The 20775-nt window shown below is 59.8% G+C and carries 16 protein-coding genes; 6 read left to right on the top strand and 10 right to left on the bottom strand.

What is annotated here, in order from left to right:
• Positions 1-96 precede the first annotated feature (96 nt).
• Genes QOL67_RS01240 through QOL67_RS01255 form a run of 4 tightly spaced genes read right to left on the bottom strand, consistent with a single transcriptional unit; the run spans position 97 to position 6768 of the window.
• Positions 97-2136: a DUF7408 domain-containing protein gene (locus tag QOL67_RS01240; RefSeq protein ID WP_283424119.1), complete on the bottom strand. Its 2040-nt coding sequence runs from the start codon at positions 2134-2136 to the stop codon at positions 97-99.
• Positions 2133-4883 carry a DUF4159 domain-containing protein gene (locus QOL67_RS01245; RefSeq protein WP_283424120.1) on the bottom strand — a complete coding sequence of 917 codons (2751 nt, stop codon included), beginning with the start codon at positions 4881-4883 and terminating at the stop codon, positions 2133-2135. Before QOL67_RS01245 ends, QOL67_RS01240 begins: the two co-directional genes overlap by 4 nt.
• A complete protein-coding gene (locus tag QOL67_RS01250) occupies positions 4880-5764 on the bottom strand; it encodes a DUF58 domain-containing protein (RefSeq protein ID WP_283424121.1) in 885 nt (294 codons plus the stop codon). Before QOL67_RS01250 ends, QOL67_RS01245 begins: the two co-directional genes overlap by 4 nt.
• The gene (locus QOL67_RS01255) at positions 5761-6768 is read right to left on the bottom strand and encodes an AAA family ATPase (RefSeq protein WP_283424122.1); all 1008 of its coding nucleotides are present in this window, start codon (positions 6766-6768) and stop codon (positions 5761-5763) included. The genes QOL67_RS01250 and QOL67_RS01255 overlap by 4 nt, the downstream gene beginning before the upstream one ends.
• A 67-nt stretch (positions 6769-6835) precedes the next feature.
• Here QOL67_RS01255 and QOL67_RS01260 point away from each other — a divergent pair, with 67 nt between their 5' ends.
• Together QOL67_RS01260 and QOL67_RS01265 are read left to right on the top strand one after the other, a co-directional pair.
• Positions 6836-7426, top strand: coding sequence for a DUF1285 domain-containing protein (locus QOL67_RS01260; protein ID WP_488153898.1), 591 nt, complete (start codon positions 6836-6838; stop codon positions 7424-7426).
• A 92-nt stretch (positions 7427-7518) separates the two neighbouring features.
• Positions 7519-8271, top strand: a complete 753-nt coding sequence (locus QOL67_RS01265) for a hydroxypyruvate isomerase family protein (RefSeq protein ID WP_283424124.1) — start codon at positions 7519-7521, stop codon at positions 8269-8271.
• 108 nt (positions 8272-8379) lie between these two features.
• On the opposite strand, the gene polA is transcribed toward QOL67_RS01265, so the two are convergent.
• Complete coding sequence (gene polA / locus QOL67_RS01270; protein ID WP_283424125.1) at positions 8380-11178, bottom strand: DNA polymerase I; 2799 nt, start codon at positions 11176-11178, stop codon at positions 8380-8382.
• 206 nt (positions 11179-11384) lie between these two features.
• Here polA and QOL67_RS01275 point away from each other — a divergent pair, with 206 nt between their 5' ends.
• The 3 genes from QOL67_RS01275 to QOL67_RS01285 all read left to right on the top strand — a co-directional run bounded on the left by QOL67_RS01275 (position 11385) and on the right by QOL67_RS01285 (position 14331).
• A complete protein-coding gene (locus tag QOL67_RS01275) occupies positions 11385-12440 on the top strand; it encodes a saccharopine dehydrogenase (protein WP_283424126.1) in 1056 nt (351 codons plus the stop codon).
• Between the two features lie 13 nt (positions 12441-12453).
• On the top strand, positions 12454-13596 hold the full coding sequence (locus tag QOL67_RS01280; RefSeq protein WP_283424127.1) for a saccharopine dehydrogenase family protein: 1143 nt from the start codon (positions 12454-12456) through the stop codon (positions 13594-13596).
• 111 nt (positions 13597-13707) lie between these two features.
• Positions 13708-14331, top strand: a complete 624-nt coding sequence (locus tag QOL67_RS01285) for a LysE family translocator (protein WP_283424128.1) — start codon at positions 13708-13710, stop codon at positions 14329-14331.
• Positions 14332-14337: 6 nt separating this feature from the next.
• Here the strand turns inward: QOL67_RS01285 and QOL67_RS01290 are convergent, their stop codons facing one another.
• Entirely contained in the window at positions 14338-14931 is a 594-nt protein-coding gene (locus tag QOL67_RS01290) for an NAD(P)H-dependent oxidoreductase (protein ID WP_283424129.1), read from the bottom strand.
• Between the two features lie 103 nt (positions 14932-15034).
• On the opposite strand from QOL67_RS01290, the gene QOL67_RS01295 reads away from it, so the two are divergent.
• Positions 15035-15613: a TetR/AcrR family transcriptional regulator gene (locus QOL67_RS01295; RefSeq protein WP_283424130.1), complete on the top strand. Its 579-nt coding sequence runs from the start codon at positions 15035-15037 to the stop codon at positions 15611-15613.
• A gap of 2 nt (positions 15614-15615) precedes the next feature.
• On the opposite strand, the gene QOL67_RS01300 is transcribed toward QOL67_RS01295, so the two are convergent.
• The 4 genes from QOL67_RS01300 to mutL form a co-directional block, all read right to left on the bottom strand.
• Positions 15616-16659 (bottom strand): Hint domain-containing protein, encoded by a 1044-nt coding sequence (locus QOL67_RS01300; protein WP_283424131.1) that lies wholly within the window; start codon positions 16657-16659, stop codon positions 15616-15618.
• Between the two features lie 296 nt (positions 16660-16955).
• Positions 16956-17282 (bottom strand): DUF3775 domain-containing protein, encoded by a 327-nt coding sequence (locus QOL67_RS01305; protein WP_283424132.1) that lies wholly within the window; start codon positions 17280-17282, stop codon positions 16956-16958.
• A 133-nt stretch (positions 17283-17415) separates the two neighbouring features.
• The gene (locus QOL67_RS01310) at positions 17416-18735 is read right to left on the bottom strand and encodes a DNA recombination protein RmuC (protein ID WP_283424133.1); all 1320 of its coding nucleotides are present in this window, start codon (positions 18733-18735) and stop codon (positions 17416-17418) included.
• Entirely contained in the window at positions 18735-20627 is a 1893-nt protein-coding gene (mutL, locus tag QOL67_RS01315; RefSeq protein WP_283424134.1) for a DNA mismatch repair endonuclease MutL, read from the bottom strand. The genes QOL67_RS01310 and mutL overlap by 1 nt, the downstream gene beginning before the upstream one ends.
• Positions 20628-20775 lie beyond the last annotated feature (148 nt).

Genomic DNA, 20775 nt, shown 5'->3' on the forward strand with positions numbered 1-20775 from the left:
AGGTAAGTCGGCCTCAATTACAGGCGTTCTACCGCGCAGGCTGCCGCGAAGGAACCGGTTTTTGTGAGCAATGGGCGCTTACGCACGCCAACACACTCACCGCCGCCCCTCGCGCAGCCAGCCCATTAGGATAAACCCAGACGCCAGAAGCAGCACCAGCCATCCCGGCAACAATGGCGCGCGCGCCACGTCCAGTGTCTCAAACGCCTCTCTGGCTGTCAGGCCAATCCAGTTGCGCCCGGCCGCAGGCCGACCTTCGCGCACATTACGCACGCCCGGCACACCATCTTCCAACGCCAGAACCCCGCCGCGCGTGGTCTTCAACAGGGGCGTCAAAGCCTCTGCACTGGCAATGGTGGCCTCAAACTCTCGCGGCGCGGCCGGACCAAGCCCCACAACCGTTTCCAAGTCATCTTGGACGAGACGGTACAGGCCCATCTCTGGCCCCTCAAACACGGTCTCAAACTGCCCCGGCGTGCTCTCAAACATCTCAAGCGTCACGGCATCCCCACTTGGCGTCGTGATGGTCAGCGGCCCAACAGCTTCTTCCAAACTGCGCCGCACAATACGCAAGGTCTGTCCGGTGGGTTCCGCCGAAAGTGCCTCTTCTTCCAGCTCCGGTTCCCCCATCATCCAATGCGCCAAGCGCCGCAACAGCTCCAACTGCGGACCGCCACCCTCATAGCCTCGTGCCCACAACCACGCATGATCCGACGCAAGCAACGCCACGCGCCCCTCTTCCACCCGATTGAGCACCAAGAGCGGGCGATCGTCACTGCCGGTCATCAGCACATCCCCGGCCTCCGGCGTCACCTCAATCTGACGCAACCACCGCCCCCATGTGTCTTGGTCCGGCAACCCAGCCGTCACCGGATGGCGGGCCCCAAGTTCTGAGACCGCTGGCGCATAAGCCTCTTCAATCACCCGCGCGGTTGGGCTGGCTGGCAACACTTCTGCCAAGGGCGAGCGGTAAATACTGTCTGCCGAGGCATAATCCGGCCCCGCCGCAACCAGCACAGCGCCGCCTTTGCGCACATAGTCCGCCACGCTTTCCAGATAGAGAGATGGCAGAATTCCACGCCGCTGATATCGGTCAAAAATGATCAGGTCAAAATCCTCAACCTTCTCCAGAAACAGCTCCCGCGTCGGAAACGCAATCAACGAGAGCTCACTCACAGGCACGCCGTCCTGCTTCTCCGGTGGCCGCAAAATGGTGAAATGCACAAGATCCACACTGGCATCGGACTTCAACAAATTGCGCCAGGTGCGTCCGCCCGGATGTGGTTCGCCGGACACCAACAGCACCCGCAACCGATCCCGCACACCGTTGATCTGCACCAACGCGGCATTGTTGCGTTCCGTCAACTCACCCTCTGCCATCGGCACGGAAAACTGGATCACATTGCGTCCGCTGTGCGGCAGGGTCACGGGCAATTCAATGTCGCGATCCAAAGGCACCGAAAACCGCTGAGGTTCAGCGCCATCCACGGCAACATCCACCTCCACACGGTCCACATCCGTTGGTGCCGCGCCGCTGTCCTCAATCCGCAGGGTCAACGTCACCGGCTCGCCCAGGATGGCAAACGCCGGCGCATTTTTGATGCTCAACCGCCGATCCCAATCACCCTCTCGCCCAGACTGCAACAAATGAAACGGCGCAGGCAAATCCGGTGCGCGCTCCATGTCATGCACCTGCCCGTCGCTCAGCGCAACAATGCCCGCAATCCGCCCGCGCGGCTCCTGAGCCAAAGCCTCAGACAGCGCCGCCATCATCTCAGTGCCGCCATCTCCATCCGCGTCACCAACCTCAATCCGGCGCACTTCGGTGTTCTCCCGCGCCGCCAACCGCGCTTCCAAAACCGCCGCCGCCTCTTCGGTCTGTGTCTCGCGATCACTCAACCGCTGGCTGGCCGAGCCATCCACCAGCATCAGCACAATGTCACTCAGCGGCGCCCGGTTCTCGGTTTGCAACACTGGCCCCGCCAAAGCTGCCAAAATCACCAGTCCCGCCGCCCCGCGCCAGGCCCATCCGGCCAAACCTCGCAACAACGCCACCGAAATCGCCAAACCGCTCAGCACCGCCAAAGCCGCCAACAACCACAGTGGCACAATCGGATCAAACACCACGCCTGTCATTGGCCCAACCGATCCAGCAACGCAGGCACATGCACCTGATCGCTTTTATAATTTCCGGTCAGCACATGCATGATCAGGTTCACCCCAAACCGATAGGCCAATTCGCGCTGCCGCTCTCCGGCCCGTCCGCGTCCCACCGGGAACAACGTGTTGCCACGTGTGTCCACCGCCCAGGCCGCGCCCCAGTCATTGCCGCCAATCACCACCGGCGTGACACCATCATTCAGATTGCGAAACGGCATGCCTTCGATCTTCTCTGCATCCGCGGGTGCCGCCTCAACCCAGACATCCCGGCTCATGTAGCGCCCCGGAAAATCCTGCAACAGGTAAAACGTGCGTGTCAGCACGTGGTCCTCTGGCAACGGGTCCAGCGGCGGAATATCCAGTCCTGCGGCCAGTTTCTGCAACTTCCGCCCCGTCGGGCTACTTGCCCCAAACCGCGCCACGTCACTGTCGCGCGTGTCAAATAAGATCATGCCGCCACTGCGCAAGTAGGCGTTAAGCTTCCCGTACGCCTCCCTTGACGGGCTTGGCTGATCCGGGGTGATCGGCCAATAGAGGAACGGATAAAACGCCAGCTCATCTGTTTCCAAATCCACACTCACCGGGTCTTCTGGTTCCACCGATGTGCGGAAATGCAGCACATTGCTCAACCCACGCAGCCCCGCCAACGCAATGTCATCCACCTCGCGATTGCCGGTGCGCACGTGGCCCAGCACCACCTCCTGCGCATGGCTTGCCGTAACTGAGGCCTCCTGCGCAAAGCCGTCTGTGGCGGGCAGCATCAGCGCCAAGACCACAGCCGCCACCCGAGCGCCCCAAAGCCGACCGGACACAAACAGTGAGGCCACCACATCCAGCGCCAAAATCACCAAGGCCGCCGCCAAGAAATAGCCCGACAAATCCGTAGTAACCGCCCCACGCAGCCCTTCCACCGGCACTGTCACCGGCCATGTCGCAGGCGCCAACTGTGTCTCTGGGTCCACCGCATGCAACGCCAAAACCTTCTCCCCGTCACGGTACAGCCCGGGCCGTAGGTCCGGCCCCACACGCCCTTCGGCCAAAGCTTCCCCAGCCACACCCGGCAAGGTCTGCGCATCTTCCAACCGGCCAAATCCATCGAGCACCTTCAATGGCTGCCACGTTGTACCAGCCAGTCGCGCCTCAGCTTCTTCACCCACTGCGCTTAACACCGCCAAGCGATCCAACATCTGCACAAACAGGCCTGACAGCGGCAAACCCGACCACTCGGCATTGGCGGTCACATGTACCAGCACCACCTGCCCTTGGCCCACAGACTTGCGGGTCACCAGCGGCGTGCCATCGCTCAGGCTGGCAATCACACGGTCTGCCAAGGTTGGGTCTGGCTGCGCCATCACCTGCGCGGTCACCGTCACCTCATCGGGCACCGGAAGGCCATAAAACGGACTCTCCACATCAAACGGTGCCAGCGATTTTGGCTCGCCCCAGCTCATCGCGCCACCCACACTTCGGCCACCGGCACGCAAACGCACCGGCAACAGCGGGTCCTCTTCGGTGCGGCTGATCTCACTCGCCGCCAGACGCGGCCCGGCAAAGCGCAACAGCAAGCCGCCGTTCTCCAACCAGTCAATCATCGCCCCGGTCTCGCCTTCGGACAACACCGCCACATCCGCCAAAACTATCACATCCGGGTTGGCGGGCAGGATATCACTCAACGCGCCTTCTATGACATCCGCCGTCGGCACCAAAGCCTGCCGCAAATAATGAAGTGGCGACAACAGCTGCAGCCCTTCACGATCTTCCCGACCGGCAATCAAGGCCACTTCACGCCGCCGCAGACTGTCATCACTCAGAGCCACCGCGCCTGCGGAGCGCACACCGGCAATCTCAAACCGCGTCAGCCGCGCGCGCAGCTCACTTGGCAAAACAAGCGCGTTTTCACTCGACTGCGCGCCTTCTTCAAACACCAATGGCAAGCTTGCCAAAACCTGCTCCGTCCCCCCCGGATCGGTGCCAATCGCCAGTGCCGTAACCTCCTGCGCCAGCACAACTTCACTGCGTTGCGCCCGCATCACCAGCTTGCCATCGTCATATCTCGGCGGCATCAAGGCCATGGCCCCACGTCCGGTCTGCACGACCCGCACGGCCCCTTTGTCCTGAAGCGCCGATAGCACATCCTCGCGCCCGTCGCGCGCCACACCATCGGACAACCAAACCGTGTCAAACCCATCTGCCGCTTCCAGCATCTCGGCAAACGCCGCCATCGACGTCTCGTCCGCCCCCCAGGCCATCGGCACCACGCCCGCCATACGCGCCTTCCACGCATCCGCCTGCAAAAACAACAATGGCTCCGGCGCACTCAACCGCTGCACCGCCGCCACGCGGCCATCTCTTGCCGCTTCATCCAGCAGCGCCGCAACCATATCGCGCCGAGCCTCCCAATCGGGTGCCGAGGCCCAGCTGCCATCCATCAGGATCAGCAAAGGCCCGCTGCCCGCCTCACGGGTCTGCGGGTTCAAAACCGGCCCGGCCAGCCCGACAATCACCGCCGCCACCGCCAGCATGCGCAGCAGCAACAGCCACCACGGCGTGCGATCGGTGACCGTGTCCTCGTCGGTGAGGCCCAACAGCAGAACGACACCCGGAAACCGCCGCCGGATTGGCGCAGGCGGGATCGCCCGCAAAATCAGCCACAAAACCGGCAAGGCAATCAGCGTCACCAGCACCCAAGGGGCGGTAAATCCAATGGGAAGGCCAAAGATCATGCCCGCCGCTCCAATGCCTGATGCAACCACAACAGCGCGGTTTGTGCCGACTGCCCAGTGCTATGGTGACCATAGAGCCACCCAGTTGTACGACACAGGTCTTGCAACGCGGCCTGCCGCTCCGCCAATCGCTCCAAATAGCGCACTTTCAAGTCGTCCGCCTTCTTGGTGTCATGGCTCACAGTGCCGCCCATGCTCTCAAACACCGCCCGGCCCTTGTAGGGAAATTCCTCCTCCGCCGGGTCCAGCACCTGCAAACATGCGCCCACGACCCCGCGATCCGCCGCTTTGGTCAGCGCCACCTGCACCGCGTCAAAATCGCCCATGAAGTCAGAAATAAACACCGCTCGCGCATGCGGCAACATCGCCCGCGATTCAGGCGTGCCATAATCTGGTCTCTCGCCGTCCGCATCATCGCGCAAAAACACCTCGGCCAATCGCATGATTTGCAACTCACCCCGCCGTGGCGGCAGATCGGTCCCGGTCAACCCAACCCGTTCGCCGTTGCGAATGAGCAGGATCGCCAGCGCCAAGGCCAACAGCCGCGCCCGATCCGCTTTCTGCGGCGTCTCTTTATCACTGGCAAACAACATCGACGGGGCCGTATCGACCCACATCATCACCGACTGCGCCACCTGCCATTCCCGCTGGCGCACAAACTGCGCGTCCGATTTGGCTGAGCGCCGCCAATCAATATGCCGCAGACTGTCACCGGGCTGCACCGGCCGGTATTGCCAGAAATCATCCCCCATGCCCGCGCGTCGCCGCCCGTGTTCCCCCAACAAAACCGTGCCCGCCAAATGCTCCGCATGTGCCAACAACGGCGGTAGGCGCGCCGCCTCCGCCTCAGCCTGACTGCGCAGATGGGGGGCTGCACTCACGCGGCAGCTCCCACATTGTCGTAGCGCGCAACCGTCTCGGCAATCAGCCCCGCAAGGCTTTCGCCGCGCGCCCGCGCCGCAAAGGTCAGCGCCATGCGGTGGCTCAATACCGGCCCCGCCATGTCCATCACATCCTGCGCATTGGGCGCGAGCCGCCCGTGCAGCAACGCCTGCGCCCGCACCGTCATCATCAAAGCCTGTGCCGCGCGTGGCCCCGGCCCCCAGACCACGTTTTCCCGCACCGCCTCGGAGGCCGTCTCATCATCCGGGCGACAGGCCCGCACCAGATCCAAAATCAGCTCCATCACGCTTTCGCCCACCGGCATCCGCCGCAACAAGGTCTGCGCCGCAATCAGCTCCTCAGCCGAAAACACCGCATGTGCCTCTTCCTCAACCACACCTGTGGTGGCCAGCAGAATGTCACGCTCCGTGTCACGATCCGGATAGGGCACATCAATTTGCACAAGGAACCGGTCCAACTGCGCCTCCGGCAGCGGATAGGTGCCTTCCTGTTCAATTGGGTTCTGTGTCGCCAAAACATGGAACGGCGCATCCAGCACACGATCCGCCCCTGCCACCGTGACCTGCTTCTCCTGCATCGCCTGCAACAAAGCGGATTGTGTGCGTGGGCTGGCGCGGTTGATCTCATCCGCCATCAACAGTTGGCAAAAAATCGGCCCGGGCACGAATCGAAATTCCCGCGCACCGCTCTCACCGGTCTCCAAAACCTCAGAGCCCAAAATATCCGCCGGCATCAAATCCGGCGTAAACTGCACCCGGTTGCCATTGAGCCCCATCACAGTCGACAGCGTGTCCACCAACCGGGTTTTGCCCAAGCCCGGCAGGCCAATCAGCAGCGCGTGCCCCCCGCAGAGCAAGGCCGAAAGCGTCAGATCGACAACCTGTTCCTGCCCGATAAAGCGTTTGGTGATCGCCGCTTTGGCCTCCGCCAATTTGCCGCCCAGCTCTTCAATCTCTGCGACAAGGTTCTCTGCGTCTGCCATACGTGGTCTCCCGTTACTCTACCTGCTTACGTTGACAGTAACGCGCTCAGATGAAATGGCAAAAGCAATGAGGGAACAATTTCCTGTGAAAGTTGACGCAGACACCATCGCCGCCTCCGCCACTGCCGCCGTGAAATCGCGCGGCCCGGCGCCTGTGCACCTGTGGAACCCGCCGCATTGTGGCGATCTGGACATGCGCATCGCCCGTGACGGCACGTGGTTTTATGAAGGCAGCCCCATCAATCGCCTTGCCATGGTGAAGATGTTCTCCAACATCCTGCGCAAAGACGGCGACAATTACGTGCTGGTCACGCCTGTTGAAAAAGTTGGCATCACCGTTGAAGACGCGCCGTTCATCACGGAAGACTTTGAGGTGACAGGCGCAGGTGACACGCAAGTCCTGACCTTTGAAACCCATGTCGGCGACTTTGCCACCGCAGGACCAGACACACCCATTCGCGTTGAAATCGACCCGAACACAGATGAACCCGCCCCCTATGTGACCGTGCGTGCCAACCTCGAAGCGCGCATCACCCGCAAAGCGTTTTACCGCCTTGTAGAATTGGGCACACATCAAGAGTTCAGCGGCCAAAGCATGTTTGGCGTGATGTCTGCCGGCGTGTTCTTCCCATTTCTGCCGTCCGAAGCTCTGGGCTAAGGCAAGCTTCCGCCGAACCATTCAAACTTGCGGAATTTCTGACTGTTTTTGGCTCCTCAAAGCTGGAATAACCTTCATCAGAGGAGAGCCCCATGCCCAAATTTGCCGCCAACCTGACCATGCTGTTTGCCGAATTTCCGGAGTTGGACCGCTATGAAGCCGCCGCCGAGGCAGGTTTTGAGGCGGTGGAAATCCTCTTTCCTTATGAGACACCCGCACCGGAAACCCAGCGGGCTTTGCTGCGCAACGGCCTGTCGCTGGAGCTGATCAACTGCCCGCCGCCCAACTACACCGGCGGCGATCGTGGCTTTGCCGCTGTGCCCGGTCTCGAGGGCCGCTTCCAACGCGATTTCCGCCGCACGCTACGCTACGCCGACATGCTGCGTGCCCGCATTGTGCACATCATGGCTGGGGCTGCCTCGGGCGGCGACGCCCGCGCCACCTTTGTGGACAACCTGAAATGGGCCTGCGACTTTGCGCCCAAACAGCAGCTCACCATCGAGCCGATCAACGATGTTGATATGCCGGGCTACTTCCTGAACAACTTTGACCTTGCCGCCGAGATACTGGACGAGGTCAACGCGCCCAATCTGGCGCTGCAGTTTGACACCTATCACGCCCATAAAATCCACGGTGATGTGCTGGATTGCTGGGCCAAGCACAAATCCCGTGTGCGCCATATCCAGATCGGCGGGCTGCCAGATCGCAACGAGCCGGTGAAGTCGAAACACTTCGACTATCCGGCCTTCTTCGAGATGCTGGATGACAGCGGCTACACCGGCGCCGTCAGCGCCGAATACAACCCGGCCAAGCGCACCGAACAGGGTTTGGGCTGGCTAGGTTGAACCCGAATTGGCACGAGGCAAAGCCTCGAGCCGCGCCCGACCCTCCCCACGGGAGGGCGCTTTTAGCACCCACCCAGGGTCAGGCGCCCCTCAGCGTCACATTCAAGCTCAGTGCGCCTCCGCCCAATTAGCCCCACGTCCCGCATCCACAATCAACGGCACATCCAGCTTGATGGCAGGCTCAGTGGCCCGCTGCATCACATCCCGCGCCGCTTCGATGGTCTCGTCCACCGCGGAATCCTCGACCTCAAAGATCAATTCATCGTGCACCTGCAACAGCATCTTGGCGGGCAGGTCCTTAATCGCCTCCGGCATGCGGATCATCGCGCGGCGAATGATATCCGCCGCCGTGCCCTGGATCGGCGCATTTATGGCTGCGCGGTAGGCAAAGCTCGCCCGCGGCCCTTTGGCGTTGATCTCCGGCGTGTGGATTTTGCGGCCAAACAGCGTCTGCACATAGCCGTGTTCTTTGGCAAAAGCTTTGGTGTCATCCATATAGGTGCGAATGCCCGGAAAGCGCTCAAAGTAGCGGTTGATAAAGTCCTGCGCCTCGCCGCGCGGAATGCGCAGGTTGCGCGCCAGACCAAAACCGGAGATGCCGTAAATCACACCAAAGTTGATCGCCTTGGCGCGGCTGCGCACCTCGCTGGTCATCTCCTCCATCGGAACGCCAAACACCTCAGACGCGGTCATCGCGTGAATATCGTGTCCATCCCGGAACGCCGCCTTCAGGGCATCAATCCCCGCCACATGCGCCAGAATGCGCAGTTCGACTTGAGAGTAATCGAGCGAGATCAGCGTCTTGCCTTCCTCCGCCACAAAGGCTGCGCGAATGCGGCGCCCTTCCTCAGAACGCACCGGAATATTCTGCAGGTTTGGATCAGTGGAGGCCAAACGCCCGGTGTTGGCGCCGGTCTGTACATAAGAGGTATGCACCCGCCCCGTGTCCGCATTTATATGGGTCTGCAACGCGTCGGTATAGGTCGACTTCAACTTGCTCAACTGCCGCCAATCCAGCACCAACCCCGGCAGGGCGTGCTCAGTGGCAAGGTCTTCGAGGATATCCACACCGGTGGCATAAGCCCCGGTCTTGCCTTTCTTGCCACCCGGCAGTTCCAGCTTATCAAACAGGATTTCACCCAGCTGCTTGGGGGAACCCACATTAAACGTGCCCCCCGCCAACTCATGAATTTCCGCCTCCAGCGCCGCCATTTTCTGCGCAAAAGCATTGGACATCCGGCTCAACGTATCCCGGTCCACTTTAACCCCGTGCCGCTCCATCTGTGCCAGCACCGGCACCAATGGACGTTCCAGCGTTTCATAGACCGAGGTCACCTGCCGCCGGTGCAGTTTTGGCTTGAACTGCTTCCACAGGCGCAGCGTGACATCCGCATCTTCCGCCGCATAAGGCAGCGCATCCTCGATTGGCACCTTGTCAAAGGTGATCATGCTTTTGCCGCTGCCAATCAGCGTTTTGATCGGCACGGGTTGGTGGCTCAGATAGCGCTCGGACAGCGCGTCCATGCCATGATTGTGCTCCCCCGCGTGCAGCGCGTACGACAGCAACATGGTGTCATCAATCGGCGCCACGGTGATGTTGTAATTGGCAAACACCTTGCAGTCATATTTGGCGTTCTGGAAAATCTTCAGCACCGCTGGGTCTTCCAGCATCGGCTTCAAGGCGTCCAAAACCTCATTGAGCGGCATCTGCCCTTCTTGCAGCTCATCGCCGCCGAACAAGTCATCGCTCGCGCCTTTTTTATGGCCAACAGGGATGTAACACGCCTCCCCCGGCTCCACCGACAGGCAAATCCCCGCCAGTTCCGCCACCATTTCGTTGAGCGAGTTGGTCTCCGTGTCCACCGCCACATAGCCACGTTTCATAATGGCCGCGATCCAACGGTCCAGCGCCGCACGATCTTTGACCCACTCGTACTTGGACGCATCAAACGGCACGTCGTCTTCGGCAGGCACGTTGTCGGCTGTCCCAGCCACCGGCTCCGGAATGCTTGGCGCTTCGACACCCAGCTTATCCGCCGCCCGTTTGATCTGCGTGCGGAACTCCATCTCCGTGAGGAAGCCCAACAGCACCTCTGGCTCTGGATCGCGCACCTCCAGATCATCAATTGTGAAATCAAGATCCATCTCACAATCCAGCTGTACCAACCGTTTGGACAGCTCAATCTGATCGCGATTCTCAATCAACGACTGGCGGCGTTTGGGTTGTTTGATCTCTTCTGCGCGATCCAGCAGGCTTTCCAGATCACCATATTCGTTGATCAGCAACGCCGCTGTCTTGATGCCAATGCCCGGAGCGCCGGGCACGTTGTCCACGCTGTCACCCGCAAGCGCTTGCACATCCACAACCCGCTCCGGCCCCACGCCAAACTTCTCATGTACGCCGTCACGATCAATGCGCTTGTTCTTCATCGCATCGAGCATCTCAACGCCGCCGCCAACCAATTGCATCAGGTCTTTGTCCGAGCTGATGATGGTACAGCGCCCCCCGGCCTCACGCGCCTGACAGGCCAGCGTGGCAATGATGTCATCCGCCTCAAAGCCCTCGACCTCTTTGCAGGCAATATTGAACGCCTTGGTGGCCGTGCGGGTCAGCGGGAATTGCGGCACCAAATCTTCCGGCGCAGGCGGCCGGTTGGCTTTGTATTGGTCATACATCTCGTTGCGAAACGACTTTCCGGAATAATCAAAGATCACCGCCACATGGGTGGGCGCATCTGGTCCGGAATTGTCCTCGATATAACGCTGCAACATGTTGCTGAACCCAGCCACAGCGCCAATAGGCAGCCCGTCTGACTTCCGCGTCAGCGGCGGCAGCGCGTGATAGGCCCGAAAAATAAAGGCCGACCCATCGATCAGATGCAGATGACATCCCTTGCCAAAACTCATGACGCGCTCCCCGTTTGGTTTGGCACCTGTTGTGCCATGCACGTGCCCGCACCGCCACCCGGAAAGTGCGCCTAAACGAGCGGTACGATCCGGCCAAACCTACGCCAAAGAAGCAGCCGTCAGACAGGCCAACGACGCGACGGAGCGGGCCTTGCTTTCGTCGCGGCAGGCTGATCTATGGAAATGCGAATATGAGGGGAACAGAGATGACTCATCTTTGGGTACGGGCCGAGCAACGGCAAAATGAAGAGCGGGTGGGTCTGACTCCCGACGGCGCCAAGGCGCTTCTGGACAAAGGCATCCGAGTGACCGTGGAGGAAAGCTCTGTGCGGGCGATCCCAATTGACGGCTACAAGGCGGCAGGCTGTGACATCGCAGCAGAAAACAGCTGGCCTGACGCGCCCCGCGACGCAATTATCTTTGGTCTCAAAGAACTGCCCGAAGATGGCACCCCCCTGCCACACCGCCACATCATGTTTGGCCACGCCTTCAAGGGGCAGCACTCCGGTGTGGCCCTGCTGAAACGTTTCAAGGCGGGCGGCGGCACACTTTATGATCTCGAATATCTGGTTGCTGAAAATGGCCGCCGCGTCGCCGCCTTTGGCTATTGGGCGGGGTATGCTGGTTCTGCTGTGACCCTCAAATCCTGGGCAGCCCAACAACGCGGCGAAATCTGTGGTCCTGTTGGTGTTTACGCAGGCAAAGACGCCTTGTTGGCCGAGCTTGGCGCAGAACTGGACGCCCTGTCCAAAGACCGCCCAACTGCCATGGTGATTGGGGCGCTTGGCCGGGTTGGCACCGGTGCAGCTGATCTGCTCGAAGCGATGGGCTGTTCGGTCACCAAATGGGACATGGCCGAAACTGCCTCCGGCGGGCCATTTCCGGAAATCCTCGACCACAACCTGTTCTTAAACTGCATCTTTGCCCGCCCCGGAACCCCCGTGTTTGTGCCGCAGGAAGCGCTCAATGCAGACCGCAAGCTCACCGCCATTGGTGACGTGGCTTGCGACCCGGACAGCGATTACAACCCGGTGCCGGTTTATGACCGCGCCACCACATGGGACGCACCCGCTCTACGCGTGGCTGACGCGCCCGTGCTGGACGTCATGGCGATCGACAACCTGCCATCCATGCTGCCGGTGGAAAGTTCCGAGGACTACGCCGCGCAATTGCTCGAAACACTGTTGAAACTCGATGACCTCAGCGACGGTGTCTGGACCCGCGCCGAGGCTGATTTTATCACCCATTCCAAAGACCTCTGAGGGGAGAGACAACATGACAATCCACTGGTGTGGCACCGGCCTCTCGGCCATTCCCGGCCTGCGTCGCCTGATCGAAGGTGACCGCGCGGTCACCGTCTGGAACCGAACCGTTGAGAAAGCACAAGAGGCCGTAGGGGATCTGACGAAAGACATCCGCGCCTTTGACATCGACGCCCTAGGGGCCGTGCTAGAGTCTGGCGACGTGGTGGTTTCTATGCTGCCCGGCGACTGGCACGTGCCACTGGCGGAGCTTTGCATCGAGAAAGGCGCGAATTTTGTCAGCTCGTCTTACATCGCGCCGGAAATGAAAGCACTCAACGCCAAAGCCAAAGAGGCCGGTGTGGCTTGCGTGAACGAAGTGGGCCTGGACCCGGGCATCGACCACCTGATGGCCCATGCTTTGGTGGCAGACTACCGCGCCTCTGACGCTTACGATGCGGACAACGCCATCAGCTTCATCAGCTACTGCGGCGGCATCCCGAAAATCGCCAACCCGTTCCGCTACAAATTCAGCTGGTCCCCCCTCGGCGTGCTCAAAGCCCTGCGCTCCCCGTCCCGCTCGATCCGCGATGGCAAACCGCTGGACGTGAACCGCCCCTGGGACGCAATCAGCAGCTATGAGGCCCCGCTAGCCACGGCCGAGACCTTCGAGGTCTACCCAAACCGCGACAGCATCCCGTTTATGGAAGACTACAAATTTGACCCGGACTGGAAAGTCGACACCTTTGTGCGCGGCACCCTGCGCCTGAACGGCTGGACCGAGGCGTGGTCTGATGTTTTCCGCGAGATCGAAACGCTCTCCGGCCCCGAAGGTGACGCACGGCTGAAAGAGATGTCCGATCAGTTCTGGGATGAAAACTCCTATGACGAAGGCGAGCCGGACCGCGTTGTGCTCTGCGTTGGTTTCAAAGCCGAAAAAGACGGCGCGGACGTCTATCACAAGACCTACGCCATGGACGCTTGGGGCGACGAGAACGGCACCGCCATGGCCCGCCTCGTGTCAATCCCGGTCTCCTTGGCCATTGAAGCGGTTCTGGACGACAAGATTGCCCCCGGTGTGCACGCGGCGCCGTCTGAGGAAGCGCTGTTTTCCGAGTGGCTCACCCACATCGACGCGCTGGCGCAGCACATGCAAATTATTGATCACACCGCCTGATCGCGTAACTTTTGGCGCAGCCTCACATAAAAGGGCTGCGCCCCACTCCCCCTTGCCATTCCCGACAGACTGCGAAATCCTGCCCCACAACTTTTGGGAGAGGACCACAACATGTCATTGGAAACCTGGATTGCCTTTGTGCTGGCCAGCGCCCTGGTTGTGCTGATCCCCGGCCCCAACATTGTTCTGACCATCAACCACGCGGTGCGTTCCGGCAAGCGCTCGGGCCTCGCGACCATTCCCGGCATTTCTGCTGGGGCCTTTGTCGGCATGTCTGTGTCGCTGATGGGCGCAGGTGCGATCCTCTCTGCCTCCACCACGCTTTTTACGCTGATGAAGCTCATTGGCGCAGTGTATCTGATCTGGCTCGGCATCAGCCTATGGCGCGCGCCAGCTGAAGGCATTGGCTCAAACACAGTGGATCAAAAACCCCTCAAGCCGCTGTTCTGGCAGTCGTTCCTGATCAGCGCACTCAATCCCAAAGGACCGGCGTTTTACATTGCCTTTGTGCCGCAGTTTGTGACCCTGTCGCAGCCAGTCCTGCCGCAGTTCACCATCCTGATCGCAACTTTTGTGGGTGTGGCCACGCTCAACACCGTGTTCTGGCTGCTCTGCGCCAACGGGCTGCGCGGGCTGTTCCAACACCCCCGCGCCATGCGGGGCCTCAACCGAGTTGGTGGCGGCTGTCTGATGGCGGCGGGCGTGTTGACCACACGGATCTCACGCCACACCTAGCTCAATTTAAGCCGCCTGCGCGCCAATTTTGGCTGCTTGCTTGAGCCACTTCTCCACAGACCCCGCTTTGGGATCACTGGTGCCATTGAACTGTGTGACCTTTACCGGCTTGATGCCGACAAACTCCAGGATCTGTCGCTGGATCTGCACAATCATGGCATTGCGATACATCAGCCGGAAGAACCAGCCCGGCGTATCTGACAACAACAGCACCCGCCCCGTGCGCCCCGTAAGCAACGGCGCAGGCAATCCCAATTTGGTGGTGGTACGCGTGTCAAACGTGCGACCCGGCAACAACGCCCGGTCAAACAACCCTTTGAGTTTGGCTGGTAATCCGCCCCACCACATCGGTGTTGCCACCACCACATGCTCGGACCATTCAATATCGGCCAAGACCTGCTCCAACTCCGGTTCAAGCGGCTTTTGGTTCACATAACCGCCAAAGCCATAATCCGGATCAAACGTCAAATCATGCAGGTTGGTCAGGCGCACCTGATGCCCGGCCTTGCGCGCCGCATCCGCATAACTTTTGGCAACCGAGCCAGTCAACGACTCCGCTGCCGGGTGTCCGTTCAAAATGTAAATCCGTTTCTGTGCCATTGCGATTCTCCAATATTGACCACGGTCAAATTAGATGATGCAAAAAGTGACCACGGTCAATAACAAATTTGACCACGGTCACAAACCATGCCAAACAGAGGGCATGACTCGCGCCGTTCAACAACGCACCCTCAAAACCCGCGCCAAGCTTTTGGACGCGGCCAAAACCGTGATTTCAGAAGGTGGTTATGAGGCCATGCGCGTGGAGGAAGTGGTACTGCGCGCCGGTGTGGCCAAAGGCACGTTTTTTGCGCATTTCAAGGACAAAGACGCGCTGATGGATCAACTCATCGGCGCAGAAATTGACCGCAACTTGGACATCATCGAGGCGCTTTCTACGCCAAAATCCATCTCTGAGATGGCCGAGGCAATGATGCCCCTGATCGCATTCATGACCTGCGAACGCTATGTCTTTGACGTGATTCTGCGCCATTCCGGGGCGGCGGCAAATGCGGACATCGGCCCCATTGCGATGACCTTCGGCCGCCATGCCGAAGTGGTCACCAAATGGCTCTGGGACAAACCCTTTCGCAAAGACATCTCTGCCGAGTTACAAGCCGAAGGTGTGCAAGCCTTTATGGTGCAAGCCATTTCCCTGATGTTTTGCAGTTTGCACAACTCGGTTGCCCCACACGAAAGGTTGGAAACCTACCTCAATGCCTGGCTGATGCCGGCGGCCTGACCTCAGGCCGCCACTTGTACCAAATCGCGGAACACCGGTTTTCCATCAACCATCTTGCGCCAAGTTTGCGCCTCATGCGCTTTCATAGTAGGTAAGGCAGCCTGCGCGAAACGCGGCTTCAACCAAGTTTTGGCCTCAAGCAGCTGATCCAACTCCGCCCGCGCGTTCGCCCCCAGGCTCTCCAACGCTTGATCACCCAGAAACAGGCTTTCGGCTTCGGCACCATTGGCCTCGACAACATGGTGGCGATCAAACATCAAATGCACGTAGTCCACCCCATCCCGCCATTCCCGCCCGGGAATACCTGGTTGCGGCGCCAAATGTTTAGCATGCGCAAAAGCCGCCTCGGTTGCCGCCAACATCTCCACCTGCCAGCCGCGCAGCGCAATCCGGTGCTGTTGGGACACCCACAAATCCTGCGCAGGCACCCCCGGCGCAAGGCTATCCGCATCGATACAGACAGGGCGCAGAGCAGCATCTCGCAACAACTCTGCATAGGAAAAATGGCTGCTGGCCACCCAGAACACTTTGGCAGGCTTGCCTTTGGCCACACAGACAAAATCTCCCGGCTGCAAACTCTCCACCGCGCGAAGACCATCCGGCGTTGCAATCATCGTGCCTGGCAGAAAACACACCGGCATGTCGTCAGGATGACGATCCGGATGTTTCACAACAAACTCTTCATCCTCAAACTCATTCATGTCCTCCTCGTCCGGGTTCATTTCCGGAAAGAAAAACATGCGGGTCTCCTCGCCCGGCTCGGGGTAGTCCTGAATCGAGATCACCGCGATTTCCTGTCCCCAGAATTGCTCCGGGATATCATCATCCTGCGGCACTGTCCCGGTCAGCTCAAACACAAAATCATGCGCCTGACCGTCCATCAAAACTTGCGTGTCTGGGTCCGGCTTATTGTTGTTGTCCTCAAGCACAAGATCGCCATCCTCGCCTTTAGGCACAAAGGTGATCTCTTTGGCCGGGTCATCGGTGGGTTCAAACTGTTTTTGATTGCCGTGATTGTCGTCAAAACGACCCCAGAAACTGGACATGGGCGACCTCCTTCTGCACAACAGACCTCCCAACGCCGCCCCATGGGTTGCAAGGCTTAGACACAAGACAAGAGGGCATCGCCCGCAAAACGCAGGTGCGAGTGTTTTGTTCAAAAAACAGGCGCGAAGTCAGTGGCTTGGGTGACGCACCAAAGCGTCATCCCTCCCTCTGAAACGCACATAAGAAGAGGTGTTTAAAACGTAAAGACCCGCGCCAAAGCTTGGCACGGATCCCAAATCTGTTGGCGCAAATTCGCATATTCTGCGGGCCAACAAGCCAATTTTTGCCGAGGGTATTAGCCGCCGCGGACCAAATCATCCTCTTCGTCGGTCAGCGACATGCCCAAAGCTTCCATGCCGTTTTCCAAGTGATCCGACAAATGAGGGGAGCCCAGCAGGTAATCTGCGGTGGGCACAGTGTTTTCGGTCTTGGCGGTCATGATCGCCTCGGCCAAATCTTCTGCGGCAAAGCTGTCACGCCCGACCCACATCACCGCGACCAGACTGGCCTGCTCATCTTCGTTTAAACGGTCAATAAATCCGCGCAGCTCACCTTCGGCCCGATCCAGTTCACGGGACATCAGCACAACCTGCGCCACCTTCCATGCAGAAATCTCAAGCATTTTGTGCCTCCAATTTGGTTTGGCCCAGTGTCCCCACCAGCATGCCCCACGTCTTTGACATGGCGCAAACTGTTTCTGGTGCATCGGGGTGTCGTCCCGGACCCCCGGGACATTTGAAGAATATGAATAGGGATCAGCTGTCCGGTTTGGTCAGCGGCACCACTTTGTCATCCCCAGTCTGCGCCAATTCTTCGAAATCAAAGTTGTCCAACCGTCGCGCTCGGCGCCCAGCTTTGTCAGCGCTGATCTTGATCTCGCTGATGTCTTTCGCCGCTTGCCCAAAGTGGCGATCGAGGTTTTCCACCCGCGTGCCCAGCCGCTCGACATCGGAATAGAGCAGCCCCAGTTCTTTGCGAATTGCGCCCGCCTGCTCTTGCATACGTGCATCTTTCAAAATCGCCCGCATGGTGTTGAGCGTCGCCATGCAAGTGGTCGGTGACACAATCCACACCCGCGCCGCAAAGCCTTCGCGCACCAGCTCCGGGAAATTTGCGTGCAGCTCGGCGTAGACGGCTTCACTTGGCAGGAACATCAGCGCCCCATCGGCGGTCTCGCCTTCGATGATGTATTTCTCAGAGATATCCTTGATGTGTTTCTTCACCGAGGTGCGCAACATCCGCGCCGCCTCGTTCAATTGCGCCTGCGTTTCCGCATTGCGCAGCATTTCATAGGCTTCCAGCGGGAACTTGCTGTCGATCACAATTGGGCCGGGAGGATTGGGCAGATGGATCAAACAGTCCGCCCGTTTGCCGTTTGAGAGCGTGTGCTGCAATGCGTAGCTGTCAGTGGGCAGCGCTTTGGACACAATATCATTGAGCTGGATTTCGCCAAAAGCGCCGCGGGTTTGTTTGTTGCTCAGAATGTCTTGCAGGCTCAGCACATCCCCCGACAGCCGGGTGATGTTTTCCTGCGCCTTATCGATTGTAGCCAACCGCTCCTGCAATTGAGTGAGAGAGGTCGCAGTCTGCTTGGCATTGCCCGTCATCGACAGATTCAACTTCTCTTGCATGTCGTTGAGTGCGCCACCGGTGCGCAGCTGCATATTGGCCAAGCTTTCCTGCATCTGCAGCTGCTGCGTTGCCAATGTATCCGCCATCTTCTGCTGCATGCTGGCGAGGTTCTCACCGGTGCTGCGCTGCACCTTGGCGAGGTTCTCGTGCATATTGACCTGCACCTCGCCCAGCCGCTGTTCCATCAACGTGGCAATCTGTCCCTGAGACTGCGCCTGCGCCTGCAGGTTTCCGTCCAGATGCGCCTGCCCGGTGGCCAGCTGATCCACCCGCTGCGCCATGTGCCCCATGTGCTGGGCAATCACCGCTTCAGTCCGATCAGACCGCTTTTGCCCCGCTCCGCGCAGCAGCAAAAACAGCACCAACACCGCAAAACCAATTCCAGCCACAGCATACAGCGCCATTGCCTCCATATTGGCAATTGCCTCGTCCATACCTTCCATCACGTCCGTCCGAACAGCCGCTCGATGTCGGCCAGCTTGAGTTCTACATAAGTTGGCCGCCCGTGGTTGCATTGCCCCGAATGTGGCGTCGCCTCCATCTCGCGCAGCAGCGCGTTCATCTCTTCGCCGCGCATGCGCCGCCCCGAGCGGATCGAGCCGTGACAGGCCACCCGACTGAGGATCGCCTCCAGCTTGGCCTGCACCAACATGCTTTCCCCCGCATCATCCAGCTCATCGAGAATATCAAGCACCATGGCCCGCGCATTGACCTCGCCCAAGAGCGCGGGGGTTTCGCGCACCGCCACTGCACCGCCACCAAAGGCCTCAATTGTCAGCCCCAGCTTGGAGAGTGCGTCCGCCACGGTCATGATCCGCGCACAGTCGCCCTCGGACAGCTCGACAATTTCTGGGATCAACAAGGCCTGCGCCGCCACGCCATTTTCCGCCATTTGATGTTTCAGTTTCTCATAGACCAACCGCTCATGCGCGGCGTGTTGATCGACAATCACCATGCCGGTTTCTGTCTGCGCCACGATGTAATTCTCATGCACCTGCGCCCGCGCCGCGCCCAAAGGCAGGCCTTCGGCAGGCTGCTCTTGGGCCATTTCCGATTCAAACGGCTCAACCCGTGCGGAATAGGCTTCTGTGAGCTCATCAAACCCTGGCGAGGACGGCATCGGCGCCTGGGCTTGGTAGGCCGCTGTGCGCGCCCCAAGGCTTGGCCGGTCCATCTGATAGACCCGCGCCTGCCCTGACGGCCCTTGTGGCCTGGCCCCCAAAGCGCCCATCGGCTCTGGCCTGAAAGAGTCCAATGTGGCTCCGGCCACCGTGGTCGACGCCCGATGCCCCGCTTCAGCCAGCGCATGGCGTAGGCTGGAGACTATCAGCCCCCGCGCCAATCCCGGATCACGAAACCGCACCTCGGACTTGGCCGGGTGTACGTTCACATCCACCAGATGCGGATCACAATCAATGAACAGCGCCGCCGCCGGATGGCGGTCTCGGCTCAGATAATCAAAATACGCCCCACGCAGCGCGCCGACGAGCAATTTGTCCTTCACCGGACGCCCGTTCACAAACAGGTACTGCGCCACCGACGAGCCGCGCGAATAGGTTGGCAGCGCCGCATAACCAATCAGCCGCAGCCCTTCCCGCTCCGCATCAATCTTCAGCGCGTTTTCGGCAAATTCCTTGCCCAAAATTCGCGCCAAACGACCATGCAGCGCATCAAACAGATCGCCATTTTCCGCTTCCACGCGGAAGGTCACGCGGCCTTCGCCCCCTCCGGTCACATCGCGCAGGGTAAATCCAACAAACGGCTCCGCCATCGCCAGGCGCTTGACCACATCGGTGATCGCCTGCGCCTCCGCCCGATCCGAGCGCATGAACTTCAACCGCGCGGGTGTGGCATAAAACAGATCGCGCAATTCCACGATGGTACCACCAGACAGCGCCGCAGGCTTCACCGCGCTCATCGCGCCGCCTTCAACGGAGATCTGAGCCGCAGAGGCTTTGCCCACCCGGCTGGTGATGCTCAACCGCCCCACCGCGCCCAACGAGGGCAGGGCCTCGCCACGAAAGCCAAAGGTGTGGATGTCGAGCAGATCACTGCCGTCAATCTTGGACGTCGCATGGCGCGACAAGGCCAGCGGCAATTGTTCCTCGGTGATGCCACAGCCATCATCCGTGATCCGGATCAACGTCTTGCCGCCATCACCATAGGCAATCTCGATCCGCCGACTGCCCGCATCAATGGCGTTTTCCACCAGTTCTTTCACCGCAGAGGCAGGACGTTCGACCACCTCACCGGCAGCAATCCGGTTGATAGCGGCATCATCAAGTTGCCGAATAACCGGCAATTCTTGGCTTATGTTGGGGTTATCCACAGGCATAGTGCCAAATCTAGCATGTTCTCGTTTGATTCTACCACCAAGTTTGCAGGGATCAGCAGTCGCTTTTTGCCATCCCCGTGTCGCTCTTTCTCTGGACAGAGCACCAAGGCCACCTCATAATTTGATCAAATTTTTCAGCGTGCAGGAA

This window comes from Shimia sagamensis (assembly GCF_900182745.1).
Taxonomy (GTDB): domain Bacteria; phylum Pseudomonadota; class Alphaproteobacteria; order Rhodobacterales; family Rhodobacteraceae; genus Shimia; species Shimia sagamensis.